Annotated in this window: 11 protein-coding genes; 3 read left to right on the plus strand and 8 right to left on the minus strand. The window is 39.9% G+C overall.

The genetic code is table 11. The features are described 5' to 3' along the window. Nucleotides 1-196 precede the first annotated feature (196 nt). The 4 genes from hemG to pepQ all read right to left on the minus strand — a co-directional run bounded on the left by hemG (nt 197) and on the right by pepQ (nt 4,248). Nucleotides 197-721, minus strand: coding sequence for a menaquinone-dependent protoporphyrinogen IX dehydrogenase (hemG, locus tag AAZR93_RS19365; protein WP_294104505.1), 525 nt, complete (start codon nt 719-721; stop codon nt 197-199). A 100-nt stretch (nt 722-821) separates the two neighbouring features. Continuing rightward, the gene (gene trkH, locus AAZR93_RS19370; RefSeq protein ID WP_294104507.1) at nt 822-2,273 is read right to left on the minus strand and encodes a Trk system potassium transporter TrkH; all 1,452 of its coding nucleotides are present in this window, start codon (nt 2,271-2,273) and stop codon (nt 822-824) included. 26 nt (nt 2,274-2,299) lie between these two features. After that, nucleotides 2,300-2,914 carry an IMPACT family protein gene (locus tag AAZR93_RS19375; protein ID WP_434720781.1) on the minus strand — a complete coding sequence of 205 codons (615 nt, stop codon included), beginning with the start codon at nt 2,912-2,914 and terminating at the stop codon, nt 2,300-2,302. Then, the gene (gene pepQ, locus AAZR93_RS19380) at nt 2,914-4,248 is read right to left on the minus strand and encodes a Xaa-Pro dipeptidase (RefSeq protein WP_294104511.1); all 1,335 of its coding nucleotides are present in this window, start codon (nt 4,246-4,248) and stop codon (nt 2,914-2,916) included. Before pepQ ends, AAZR93_RS19375 begins: the two co-directional genes overlap by 1 nt. Before the next feature lie 258 nt (nt 4,249-4,506). On the opposite strand from pepQ, the gene fadB reads away from it, so the two are divergent. After that, nucleotides 4,507-6,699, plus strand: a complete 2,193-nt coding sequence (gene fadB / locus AAZR93_RS19385) for a fatty acid oxidation complex subunit alpha FadB (protein ID WP_434720782.1) — start codon at nt 4,507-4,509, stop codon at nt 6,697-6,699. A gap of 4 nt (nt 6,700-6,703) precedes the next feature. Next, on the plus strand, nt 6,704-7,870 hold the full coding sequence (fadA, locus tag AAZR93_RS19390; RefSeq protein ID WP_434720783.1) for an acetyl-CoA C-acyltransferase FadA: 1,167 nt from the start codon (nt 6,704-6,706) through the stop codon (nt 7,868-7,870). Between the two features lie 264 nt (nt 7,871-8,134). Here the strand turns inward: fadA and fre are convergent, their stop codons facing one another. From fre to pepE, 3 genes are all read right to left on the minus strand, one after another. Continuing rightward, the gene (gene fre, locus AAZR93_RS19395; protein ID WP_294104516.1) at nt 8,135-8,836 is read right to left on the minus strand and encodes an NAD(P)H-flavin reductase; all 702 of its coding nucleotides are present in this window, start codon (nt 8,834-8,836) and stop codon (nt 8,135-8,137) included. Nucleotides 8,837-8,845: 9 nt separating this feature from the next. After that, the gene (gene ubiD, locus AAZR93_RS19400; RefSeq protein ID WP_434720784.1) at nt 8,846-10,318 is read right to left on the minus strand and encodes a 4-hydroxy-3-polyprenylbenzoate decarboxylase; all 1,473 of its coding nucleotides are present in this window, start codon (nt 10,316-10,318) and stop codon (nt 8,846-8,848) included. Nucleotides 10,319-10,431: 113 nt separating this feature from the next. Beyond that, nucleotides 10,432-11,157, minus strand: a complete 726-nt coding sequence (pepE, locus tag AAZR93_RS19405; protein WP_294104520.1) for a dipeptidase PepE — start codon at nt 11,155-11,157, stop codon at nt 10,432-10,434. 168 nt (nt 11,158-11,325) lie between these two features. On the opposite strand from pepE, the gene rfaH reads away from it, so the two are divergent. After that, on the plus strand, nt 11,326-11,817 hold the full coding sequence (rfaH, locus tag AAZR93_RS19410) for a transcription/translation regulatory transformer protein RfaH (protein ID WP_294104522.1): 492 nt from the start codon (nt 11,326-11,328) through the stop codon (nt 11,815-11,817). Nucleotides 11,818-11,901: 84 nt separating this feature from the next. Here rfaH and tatC read toward each other — a convergent pair whose 3' ends face one another. Continuing rightward, entirely contained in the window at nt 11,902-12,675 is a 774-nt protein-coding gene (tatC, locus tag AAZR93_RS19415) for a Sec-independent protein translocase subunit TatC (RefSeq protein WP_294104524.1), read from the minus strand. Nucleotide 12,676: the final 1 nt, after the last annotated feature.

Below are 12,676 nucleotides of genomic sequence, written 5' to 3' on the forward strand. Positions count from 1 at the left end.
TTTTTCGCTTATCTTTTCAGATTCTCTCGCTGCCGTTTCAGTGTTCATCGCGCTTTGCGTTGTCTTGTTCCCGGTCAGTGGATGCGCATTATAGGGAGTCAGAGAATTCTAGCAAGTGTTTTTTTGATTTTTATTTTCAACCGCTGATATTTTAAACCAATCGAGCAAAACACCTACATTTTGTTGATAAAGCACGCTATAGATTATCGAAATTTGTTGCGAAAGCCGTGACATTATCCCAATTAGTGTATTCAATTTCTGTATTGGGATCAGTTGGCCCGTCAGTCATCTTCATTATAAAGCGGATCATTGTTCTATCGAGCCATTTGTAGCGAGGATAAAAGAGCGCACCTGCAAAAACAGATTTAATTGTCGGTTGCCAAGGACACCGTTCCAGAAACTTACGCGTATATGAATTTGTTTCTGCTGTATCTTTACCTTCTTTTCTCGCCGTCAGGTTTACCGCGAAGAAACCCGTTTTCATTGCATTTAACTGAGCTTGGTGCAAAGTTGTAAATCGTAAAAGCTTCTTATTAAAGTGCCCGTAACGAATCGATGCACCAATAAGAACTTTATCATAAGCCGATATATTTAAATTTTGCTCTGTATTCAAGTCACGGATATCACATTCACATCCCTGGGTACGTAACTGTTCTGCCATCTTTAAAATAATTTTTTTTGTTTGTCCATCCGTACTGGAGTGTAAAAGTAAATAGCTCATCATTGCTCCTCTGTCGTTTATCGTTCTTATGTATATCTAATTATCGCTTCAATTCTAACAATGCTTTTACTATATAAAATCATTCAAATATTGATGATACTTATTCACGCCAAAATGTTGGGGTAAATAAAACCAACAATGTGAAGACTTCAAGACGACCAAATAACATGGTAACAACTAATATCCATTTACCCACTGGATTCATTGAGGTGAAGTTATCCGCTACCGAGCCTAACCCCGGACCTAAGTTATTTAATGTCGTTGCAATGGCAGAGAAAGCTGTGAATTCATCAACCCCAGTCGCAATTAATAGCAGCAAACTCACCACAAACACTAAGGCATAAGCTGAGAAAAACCCCCAAACAGCTTCAATGATTCGTTCTGGTAAGGCCCTTTGCCCTAACTTAATGGTATAAACCGCATTTGGGTGTACTAGCCTTTTTAATTCACGAGAGCCTTGTAAAGAAAGTAATAAAATACGGATAACCTTCAAACCACCGCCGGTTGACCCCGCACATCCCCCTACAAAAGCGGCACATAGTAAAAGCATTGGCAAGAAAATAGGCCAACCTGAAAAACTATCCGTTGTAAATCCAGCCGTTGTTGCCATCGATACAACTTGGAAAAAAGCCTGATCTAACGTTTGTCCGAAACTATCATAAATAGAGTGATAAAGGAGAACTAGCGTACACACAATGACTAAAACTAATTGAAAACTAATAAACACTCTAAATTCAGGATCGCGCCAATAAATACCTAAGCTTCTTCCGGTTAATACCGCAAAGTGCAAACCGAAATTACAGCCAGAAATTAGAAGAAAGATCCCAATAATGGTATTTATGGCGGGACTGTTAAAATAGCCGATGCTGGCGTCATGAGTAGAGAAACCACCAATTGCAATCGTTGAGAAACTATGGGATATCGCATCAAAAACATCCATACCCGCTACCCACAAAGCGATAGCGCAAGCAATAGTCAGAAGCACATAGATAAGCCATAAGGTTTTTGCAGTTTCAGCAATACGCGGACGCATTTTATTATCTTTAAGAGGCCCCGGCATTTCTGCTCGATAAAGCTGCATTCCACCGACGCCTAATAAAGGTAAAATAGCGACTGCGAGTACAATAATCCCCATCCCACCAAGCCATTGCAGCATTTGTCGATAAAATAAAATAGCTTTTGGTAAGGAGTCTAACCCTGTTAGCGTTGTCGCCCCTGTCGTCGTTAGCCCTGAGAATGATTCAAAAAAAGCATCCGTAATTGAAAGATTAGGCTTTTCAGAAAAGATAAAAGGTAATGCTCCCACGCTTCCCAACACGGTCCAAAATAAGACCACAATTAGAAAACCTTCTTTTGCCTTTAATTCATGCTTACTATTACGAGTTGGAAGCCATAAAAAAAGTCCGATTAATAAAGCGGTTATAAAAGTTTGACTGAAAGCTCGCCCAGCGCCGTCGCGATAAATAAGCGCGACAATACCAGGCACAACCATAGTAAAAGAGAAAATAATGACGAGCAGCCCGACAATACGGGTTATTGCACGAAAATGCATTCGGCAGGTTCCTTGCTAACCAGTGGCTATTTCAATTCAGGCGTGAGTTGTAAGGCTCCGCGGCTTATATCGCGTAATCTATCATTTACTTCCTGTTCAAGGGTAGCAGGAATTGTAATTTGCAAAGATACAGACTCATTATAATCACTGCGTAATATCATGCCATTCATCTGTACCAGCAACTGCTCTACCGCACTAATTAGCGAATAGTCGCACACTAGATCAAAAATTTTCTGTGGCACTTTTGTTTGAGTCGGTAAGATTTTAAGTGCTTGCTGTACACCACTTCCATACGCTCTAACCAAGCCACCCGTTCCAAGCTTTATACCACCAAAATAACGCACAACAACACAGGTGATTTCACCTAAATGGCTTCCCAGTAATTGAGCCATGATGGGTTTACCTGCGGTTCCTGTTGGTTCCCCATCATCAGAAAATCCCAACTGTTGGGAGTCATCAGGGCGTCCTGCAACAAAAGCCCAGCAATGGTGCCGGGCATCAGGGTATTGAGCTTTAATGGATTGAATATAATCCTTTGCAGCATCAATACCTTCTGTATGAGCTAAATATGTAATAAATCGGCTTTTCTTAATTTCTTCTGTAACTGAAATCGTTTCTGCCGGTATCAAATAAGGTTTCATTAAGGTAAATGCAAATCTCGAGTCATATTTTCAATACGATTATGATGAATCACAATATTATCCTCAATACGGATACCACCATAAGGTTTGAAGAACTCGATTTTCTCCCAATTAAAATGCTGGCTAAATTCACCCACACGCCATGAAGACAGCAAAGATTCAATAAAATAGAGTCCTGGCTCAATTGTTAAAACCATTTTTGGCTCTAACACCCTAGTGCAACGTAAGAATGGATACATTTTAGGTGCCGCTAGATGTGTGCCATTTTCATCTTGCATAAAACCTGCGGCATCATGGACTTGTAGCCCTAATGGATGACCTAAACCATGAGGTAGAAATGGCGTTGTCAGGCCGTTTTCTACCATTGATTCACCGCTAATGCCTTTAATAATATGATGTTTAATCAGAATTTTAGCGATCCGATGATGCATATCAACATGGTAGTCAGTATAACGAACTCCCGCTTTAATCGTATCAATGAGTGAGAGCTGTTCTATATTTAAATCAGCAATTAACTCAGCAAATTCACTTTTACTTTTTGCCGCGTAAGTACGTGTTATATCAGCGGCATAACCATTATATTCAGCACCTGCATCAATTAAAAAGCTACGTAATTCACTTGGTACTTTTTGTTGTAACTTGGTGTAATGTAGAACTGCCGCATTTTCATTTAATGCCACAATATTACCATAAGGAACATTAGTATCTCGATGACCAGTGGCTTGTAAGTAACTAATATTAATATCGAATTCACTCATTTCAGCTTGAAATGCATCAAACGCCGATAAATGCCCATTTACCGCCATTTTTTGTGCTTCACGCATACAATATAATTCATAATCCGTCTTATATGAACGATGGTAATGGTAATAATCAAGAACAGATTTTGGATTGATATTTTGTGCAGAAATACCGAGAGCTTCAGCTTTTTCCGTCGCTGAACCAATATAGCCGATATGCTCTTTTGGTAGGCTGGCGAGGAATTGCCCAATATCATCGGCGCTTTTTAGATGAATTAGCTCGACATCTTTTGTCCAAAAGCTATTTGGCAGAGGTTCAACACTGTGCCAGTAGTCAACTGGTGAATAAAACCATAACTTAGGCTTATTAACGCCATCCACTAATAACCATGAATGCGGAACATCCGTAACTGGAACCCAAGCTTTAAAATGTGGATTAACTTTAAAAGGATAATCGCAGTCATCAAGAAAGACACGTAATGGTTCTCCTGAATGAATCAATATGGCGTCTAATTGGCTGCGCTGTAAAACTTGCTGAGTTCTTTGTTGTAGCGTTTTAATATGTTCAGCATAGAGTACATTCAGTTTTTCCATTTCATTCAACCTTTGTGCATTAATTAGAAGATTCAAGCTTAGCACGTTCTGATATTAACGGGTATGCTCACAGTTTTAGATACAAGCTAATTCATTGATATACAATTATAATATCATTTATTTAAATCATTATTCATCTTAATTGCTGTGAACTCCATTCCAGTTTTGTTATTAAGCATTTGCATTTAATTAACATTTTAGTCACACTCGATTCATCTGGTCATACCAGATGTTCCAGTCATACTAAAGGAGAGCAGCATGCTTTATCAAAGTGAAACAATCTATATTCAATGGTTGAAAACAGGTATTGCAGAACTGGTTTTTAACTCACCAGGACCAATTAATAAATTGGATACTCATACCGTTGCTTCACTTGATGAAGCCGTTACTGTTCTTGAACAACTTTCTGATCTACAAGGCGTTATTTTTAGATCGGACAAATCTGCGTTTATTGTTGGTGCAGATATCAAAGAATTTTTATCTCTTTTTGAAGCCTCAAAAGAAACTCTCAGCGAATGGCTGAGCTATGCCAATCGTATTTTTAATCGAATTGAAGATCTTCCCGTTCCCACTATTTGTGCAATTAATGGTTATGCCCTCGGTGGTGGTTGTGAGTGTGTGTTATCAACTGATTTTAGAATTGCATCCCCTGATATCCGTATTGGTTTACCGGAAACTAAACTCGGAATAATGCCGGGGTTTGGTGGTTCTGTTCGCCTACCAAGATTAATTGGCCTTGATAGTGCGCTTGAAATCATTACCGCTGGAAAAGACATTAATGGAACACAAGCGCTCAAATTTGGACTAATAGATGCAATTGTTGATGTAGAAAAATTACCGCAATCCGCGTTGGAAGTGATCGAATCAGCCATTTCAGGTGCCATTAATTGGCAGAAAAAAAGACAGCCTAAATTAACGCCATTACAACTCAGTCCTATTGAACAAACTATGAGTTTTAATGTTGCCAAAGGTATGGTTTACCAAGTTGCTGGGAAACATTATCCCGCACCGATGGCAGCGGTCAATACAATAGAAAAAGCCGCAAATTGCACCCGTGATGAAGCATTGAAACACGAAACAGCTGCATTCGTTCCCCTAGCTCATAGCGACGTAGCACGTGCGTTAGTGAGTGTTTTTCTTAATGACCAACAAGTCAAATCAACGAGTAAAAAGCTCGCTCATCATGTCAGCGTACCAACACAAGCAACTGTTTTAGGCGCGGGGATCATGGGGGGCGGTATCGCTTATCAGTCCGCCAGTAAAGGTGTGCCTGTCTTAATGAAAGATATTAATGAAAAATCATTAGATCTTGGTATTGAAGAGGCTCAAAAATTATTGAATGGTCAATTTGAGAGAGGAAGGATCACCGCCGCTAAAATGGCAACAACGCTGTCATCAATTCGCCCGTCATTATCCTATGCAGGTATTGAAAATTCACAAATTATTGTCGAAGCTGTGGTTGAAAATCCCAAAATTAAAGCCGCGGTTTTAGCAGAAGCTGAATCTTTAGTCACCGCTGAAACGCTTTTAGCTTCAAATACATCAACAATTCCCATTTCAGAACTCGCTAAAGCACTAAAACGTCCTGAAAATTTTTGTGGAATGCACTTTTTTAACCCGGTACACCGTATGCCACTGGTTGAAATCATTCGTGGTGAGAAAACATCTGATGAAACAATTGCCAAAGTTGTTTCATATGCCAATCAAATGGGTAAAACTCCAATTGTAGTCAATGACTGCCCAGGCTTCTTCGTAAATAGAGTGCTTTTCCCTTATTTTGCAGGTTTTAATTTGCTGTTACAAGATGGTGCTGATTTTAGAGAAATCGATAAAATCATGGAAAAAGAATTTGGCTGGCCAATGGGCCCGGCTTATTTACTTGATGTTGTTGGTATTGATACCGCATTCCATGCAGAGCAAGTTATGGCTCAAGGTTTTCCTAAGCGCATGAGTAAAACTGGTAAAAATGCAATTGATGTGATGTTTGAGCAACAACGTTTTGGCCAAAAAAATGGCAAGGGCTTCTACCAATATGAAAAAGATAACAAAGGTAAACCTAAAAAAATAAACGATCCGCTAACTGATGAATTATTAACCTCGATCAGCCAAGCAAAACGGTCGTTCACAAAAGAAGAAATTATTGCACGAATGATGATCCCAATGATCAATGAAGTCGTACGTTGCTTAGAAGAGGGGATCATTCAAAGTCCAGCCGATGCAGATATTGCGCTTGTTTACGGCCTTGGATTTCCACCATTCCGTGGGGGTGTATTTTGCTACTTAGATACACTTGGAAGCCAGTCTTATCTTAAAACCGCAGAAACTTTTACCGATTTAAGTCCTCTTTATCACGCACCTACTGGACTAAAAGAAAAAGCGGCTACCAATGCCCGATATTACCCGAAGCCGCCTGTTGTGGCTGTCGATGTTAAAAAAGTTGTGAGGGGTTAATCTTATGGAAAATGTCGTCATTATTGATGGAATACGCACACCAATGGGACGTTCTAAAGGTGGCGTATTTCGCCATGTTAGAGCGGAAAACCTCTCTGCGCACCTGATGAATGCCATTTTTGAGCGAAACCCAAATGCAAATAAAAAAGAGTTAAATGACATTATTTGGGGTTGTGTTCAACAAACGTTAGAACAAGGCTTTAATATTGCCAAAAATGCGGCGCTGTTAACCGATATTCCGCATACAGTACCTGCAACTACTGTTAATCGTTTATGTGGCTCATCGATGCAGGCTATTCATGATGCTAGTCGATTAATCATGACAGGTGATGCTCACTCAGTATTAATTGGTGGTGTCGAGCACATGGGCCATGTTCCCATGACTCATGGTATTGATTTTAATCCAAAATTAACTTTACGCGTCGCTAAAGCAGCGGGGGCAATGGGACTCACGGCTGAGATGTTGGCTAAAATGTATAATATTAGCCGAGAAGAGCAAGATGCTTTTGCGCTACGTTCTCATCAACTGGCAGCCCTTGCAACAAAGAGTGGAAAATTTAGTCATGAGATTGTCCCTATAGAAGGCCATGATGCTAACGGTAATTTGATTTCAATGAATTATGATGAAGTCATTCGTTTTGATGCAAGTCTTCAAGGTTTATCTACATTACGACCTGCCTTTGATCCTGTGAGCGGAACAGTTACCGCGGGTAACTCGTCAGCACTTTCTGATGGTGCATCGGCAATGTTGTTGACCAGTGAGACTTATGCAAAAGAGCATGGTATTAAGCCAAGAGCTCGAATTCGAGCTATGTCCGTTGTAGGTTGTGACCCTTCTATAATGGGATTTGGGCCAGTTCCTGCTACTGAGTTAGCCTTAAAACGCGCAGGACTTTCATTAAATGATATCGATATTATTGAGCTCAATGAAGCTTTCGCTGCGCAATCTATCGCTTGTATGAAAGGATTGAAACTACCTGAAAGTCAAATAGATGAAAAAGTGAATTTGAGTGGGGGGGCGATCGCATTAGGTCATCCTCTAGGATGCTCTGGTTCAAGGATCACTACTGCATTATTAAATCAGTTGGAACAAAAAGATAAGCAGTTTGGCTTAGCCACTATGTGTATTGGATTCGGGCAAGGAATAGCAACGATTATTGAACGAATCTAAAACGTTTTTGCCACAACATTGTCGTATTTTCTCGATATTCCCGCCTAGTCAGGGGCGGGATTTTTTCTATTTATTATTCGAATAAGCATCAAATAAAAATGACAATTGTATAAGCCAACAACTTGAAATCTTAACAGAGAATTTAATCCTAATAGTTCGAGTTGTAGGTAGGCGGCAAATGAAGACATCTTGGAGAGCATACAAAAGTATGTGACCCAAGGGGCTGAATGCAGCCAACAACCCTACAACTTGAAATATGACGGATTAAATGAATTCGTAAGCATCACCAAACAACTGCTCCGCCTTAGCCCCTCGCTCACTGCAAAAACGATCCCTTGCTATTTTAGCCATTTCAAAACGCCCTGCGATATAAATATCATGGGTGGATAAATCACCAAAATCTTCGAGTACTGCACTAAGAACCGTTCCTGTTCTACCACGCCATAGCTCATCAGGCTGTTCTACGATAGGAACAATTTTTAGATTAGGGTAGCCTTCGCAAAGCGCTTGTAACTCACCGAGATCATATAAATGCTCTAACTGGCGACCACCCCAATAAAATGTAATGTCACGTGATGGATTTTCTGCCAACGCGGCGAGTAGAACTGAATGGGTATAGGAAAATCCGGTTCCACCAGCAACTAAAATCATCGCATTTTGGCTATTTTCTCTAAACCATGCCTTTCCGTGAGGAATATCAATATCAATACGTTTTTGATCTAAAATTCGATCCATTACCGCCATGGCATAAAGATTTATATCTGAAGCACCTATATGTAACTCGATTGATTCTTTATTTGCTGGAGTGGAAGCCATTGAAAAAGGCCGTTTATCTCTTTCATCCATCACGACCATTAAATATTGGCCCGCTTTAAAATGAAAAGGACCATCTGGCAACAAAATAACCCGATAAACTGTATCCGTGATCGATTCGACAGATGTGACTTTGCAGCTCAAAGTTGCCATGGTTTCCTCTTATTTCTCAAAAATGTTCAATTGTTGCCAAATGTCATCAATACGAGACTTCACACTTTCTGTCATGACTATCGGACGACCCCACTCACGGTCAGTTTCTCCTGGCCATTTATTTGTCGCATCCAGCCCCATTTTCGATCCTAATCCTGAAACAGGTGACGCAAAATCAAGATAATCGATAGGCGTATTTTCCATCATAATCGTATCACGAGCGGGATCCATTCTGGTGGTTATTGCCCAGATAACATCTTTCCAGTCGCGCGCATTGATATCATCATCACAGACGATAACAAATTTAGTGTACATAAACTGACGTAGATAAGACCAAACCCCCATCATTACCCGTTTTGCGTGTCCTGCATACTGTTTTTTCATTGTGACCACAGCAAGACGGTATGAACATCCTTCTGGTGGTAAATAAAAATCAACAATTTCAGGAAATTGCTTTTGTAAAATAGGCACTAACACTTCATTTAATGCTTCACCTAGCACTGCCGGTTCATCTGGTGGCCTACCGGTATAGGTTGAATGGTAAATTGCATCACGGCGTTGAGTTACATGCATTACGGTGAAGACAGGGAAATTATCAATTTCATTATAGTATCCCGTATGGTCACCATAAGGTCCTTCTGGCGCCATCTCCCCCTGTTCTATATAACCTTCGAGTATAATTTCAGCACCTGCTGGAACTTCAAGATCATTAGAAATACATTTTACCACTTCCGTTTTATTGCCACGCAACAAACCTGCAAATGCATATTCAGACAAGGTATCAGGAACTGGCGTCACTGCCGCTAAAATCGTTGCAGGATCAGCACCTAGTGCTACAGCCACAGGGAATTTTTCACCTGGATGTTGTTGGCACCACTCTTGGAAATCTAAAGCGCCGCCACGATGAGAAAGCCAACGCATGATTAATTTATTTTTACCCAGCACTTGTTGCCGATAAATACCTAAATTTTGCCTTTCTTTATGGGGCCCTTTGGTCACGGTTAATCCCCAAGTGATAAGCGGAGCCGCATCTTCTGGCCAGCAGTGCATCACTGGTATTTTAGTAAGGTCAACATCGTCGCCTGCCCAAATTTGTTCCTGACAAGGTGCTGAACTTAAGCGTTTCGCTGGCATATTCAGCACTTGTTTGAATTTAGGTAGTTTATCAATCAGATCACGGAAACCTTTCGGAGGATCAGGTTCTTTTAGAAAAGCGAGTAATTTTCCAACATCATGGAGCGCTTTGATATCTTCTTGCCCCATCCCCATAGCCACACGTTTTGTAGTGCCAAATAGGTTACACAATACAGGCATATTGTAACCTTTAGGGTTTTCGAATAATAAGGCCGGTCCCCCCGCTCTTAGTGTGCGATCGGCGATCTCAGTCATTTCAAGATAAGGATCAACTTCCATCGTAATACGTTTTAGTTCGCCTTGCTTTTCAAGCTGCGCGATAAAATCTCTAAGGTCACGGTATTTCATTATCTTCTTTTACAATTACAGGGGGAGTCTCATTATAAGACCCCCGACCAAGGTTACAAGTTACTATCTAACGTGTTAAAAAAACAATCTCTTTTCTGGCGAAATATACCATTTTACTGGCAATCAAAAGGCACTAATTTTTTTAATGATAACGTATCTAATTGCTCAGGGAACGTCTTATTGTGTTGGAATAATTTAAAACCTTCTCCTTTACCACTAAAGTAATGAAGTTCATTACCTTTAATTTGTAACCCACTGCCTTCCCTTAGCGCGACAACAACTTCATGAGGATTAATCACACAAAATTCTTGTAACCTTTCATCACGAGTTTCACCCATATGCCCTGAAATATTAGCATCAATATAATGAGGGTTAATTTGCAATGGAAATAGTCCCAGAGATGGCATAATAGCGGCATTGCTAACAGGCATGTCATTCGTTGTACGAATGCTTGGTGTCGCAACGTTACAACCGGCACTCCATCCAATATAAGGAACACCACGCTCTCTTACAGCGCGTTGGATAGCAACAATCAAACCATTCTCATGCAAGCATTTATTTAACCACCAAGTATTACCACCGCTCACCAGAATACATTCTGCTTGCTCAATAGCTTCAACAGGACTTGAGAAGTTTTCAATCGAAGTCACTTTAATGCCAAGCGCTTCAGTCAATTGGTCTGCTCTTTCGTCATGGGAACCACGTAAAACAGCATAAGGAACTAATACTGCACTCTTAATTTCCTTACGTGCTATCATCTCTTTGATACGTGGTAATGCATAGCTTAACCATACTGGGTTGCCAGGAAGTTTGCCATTACTCAATAAAAAAATATCCATTATTTCTCCTAGATAACAAGTGTCTATATTATTTAACCCAACTTAGGTAAACTTTGAATTAGTCTATACTTATAGGTATGTAATCATATTGCGCTAGTGTTCATTAGTCACATTGTTATGCGTTAATTTGCTATCATAAGCATAATTTTGTTGGATGGAATTCAAAAAATGGAAAAATGGTATCTGCTTTATTGCAAACGCGGTCAAATCGATAGAGCTATCGATAATTTGAATAGGCAGAATGTCATCTGTATGACCCCGATGACTGAAATGGAAAAAATGGTTAGAGGTAAGCGAACAAACGTAATCGAGGCACTTTTTCCAAACTACCTATTCGTTAAGTTCGATCATAATGAAATACATACTACAACGATTCAATCCACACGTGGAGTGAGCCACTTTGTTCGATTTGGTCTGCTACCTACTGAAGTTCCCGAGGAAATTATTGAATTATTACAACAAGAACCGATAGCACATTCAATTGCACTCGATATTCCAAATCATGGGGATAGTGTGGTTATCACTGAAGGTGCTTTTACTGGTGTTAAAGCGATATTTGATGAACCTAATGGTGAGTCTCGCTCTATTTTGTTGCTCAACATATTAAATAAGAGCGTTGCCAAAATTATGGATAATACGCAATTTAAGAAAGAACTTTAGCGGCAAATAAACTTATACCTAATAAGCAAAAAGCCCATTTAATCAAATGAGCTTCTTGTAGGTATCGCTGATGAGAGTGCTATTTTAAGAACTCTCAGATCCTTCTTCTTCCTCTTCATCATCCCCGCGTTTTCTTCTATTTTTACCAACGTAAAAATTCGATAGCAAAACACCGAGTTCAAAGAGTAGATACATAGGAACCGCAAGTAGTGTCTGTGAAAGCACATCTGGTGGCGTCAAGAACATTCCCACGATAAATGCGCCAACGAGTATATATGGGCGTTTGCGTTTAAGTGATGCGGGCGTTGTAACACCTGTCCAACATAACAAGATAATCGCAATCGGTACCTCAAAAGCTGCACCAAATGCCATAAATAGCGTCATGACAAAACTGAGATATTTACTAATATCAGGAATGAAGTTAACACTCTCTGGCGTCGTTTTAACAAAAAAACCAAATGCGAGTGGAAACACAACAAAATAAGCAAATGCCATTCCAAGATAAAAAAGTAAACTACTTGAAATAAGTAGCGGTGACATTAATCTACGCTCATGTTTATATAACGCAGGCGCAATAAATGCCCAAATTTGATAAAGAATAACCGGTATCGAAACGAACACTGATACCATCATTGTTAGCTTGATTGGGGTAAAAAACGTAGATGCTACATCTGTCGCACTCATTTGAGAACCGACGGGTAACTTATCAATCAAAGGGGCTGCAACAAGCCGATAAATATCATTTGAAAAATAAGCCAATGCTGCAAATACGATTAAAACCGTAATCAAACAATTTAGTAGCCGTTTCCTAAGTTCAATCAGGTGGCTAATAAGTGGTTGTGTATCATTTACAGCCATG

The sequence above is a fragment of the Providencia sp. Je.9.19 genome, from assembly GCF_051129765.1.
Lineage (GTDB): Bacteria > Pseudomonadota > Gammaproteobacteria > Enterobacterales > Enterobacteriaceae > Providencia.

What these genes read in the sequence shown, in the direction of transcription:
- hemG (WP_294104505.1), bottom strand. Translation starts at nt 721, where the DNA reads ATGAGCTATTTACTTTTACACTCCAGTACGGATGGACAAACAAAAAAA.
- trkH (WP_294104507.1), bottom strand. Translation starts at nt 2,273, where the DNA reads ATGCATTTTCGTGCAATAACCCGTATTGTCGGGCTGCTCGTCATTATT.
- AAZR93_RS19375 (WP_434720781.1), bottom strand. Translation starts at nt 2,914, where the DNA reads ATGAAACCTTATTTGATACCGGCAGAAACGATTTCAGTTACAGAAGAA.
- pepQ (WP_294104511.1), bottom strand. Translation starts at nt 4,248, where the DNA reads ATGGAAAAACTGAATGTACTCTATGCTGAACATATTAAAACGCTACAA.
- fadB (WP_434720782.1), top strand. Translation starts at nt 4,507, where the DNA reads ATGCTTTATCAAAGTGAAACAATCTATATTCAATGGTTGAAAACAGGT.
- fadA (WP_434720783.1), top strand. Translation starts at nt 6,704, where the DNA reads ATGGAAAATGTCGTCATTATTGATGGAATACGCACACCAATGGGACGT.
- fre (WP_294104516.1), bottom strand. Translation starts at nt 8,836, where the DNA reads ATGGCAACTTTGAGCTGCAAAGTCACATCTGTCGAATCGATCACGGAT.
- ubiD (WP_434720784.1), bottom strand. Translation starts at nt 10,318, where the DNA reads ATGAAATACCGTGACCTTAGAGATTTTATCGCGCAGCTTGAAAAGCAA.
- pepE (WP_294104520.1), bottom strand. Translation starts at nt 11,157, where the DNA reads ATGGATATTTTTTTATTGAGTAATGGCAAACTTCCTGGCAACCCAGTA.
- rfaH (WP_294104522.1), top strand. Translation starts at nt 11,326, where the DNA reads ATGGAAAAATGGTATCTGCTTTATTGCAAACGCGGTCAAATCGATAGA.
- tatC (WP_294104524.1), bottom strand. Translation starts at nt 12,675, where the DNA reads ATGGCTGTAAATGATACACAACCACTTATTAGCCACCTGATTGAACTT.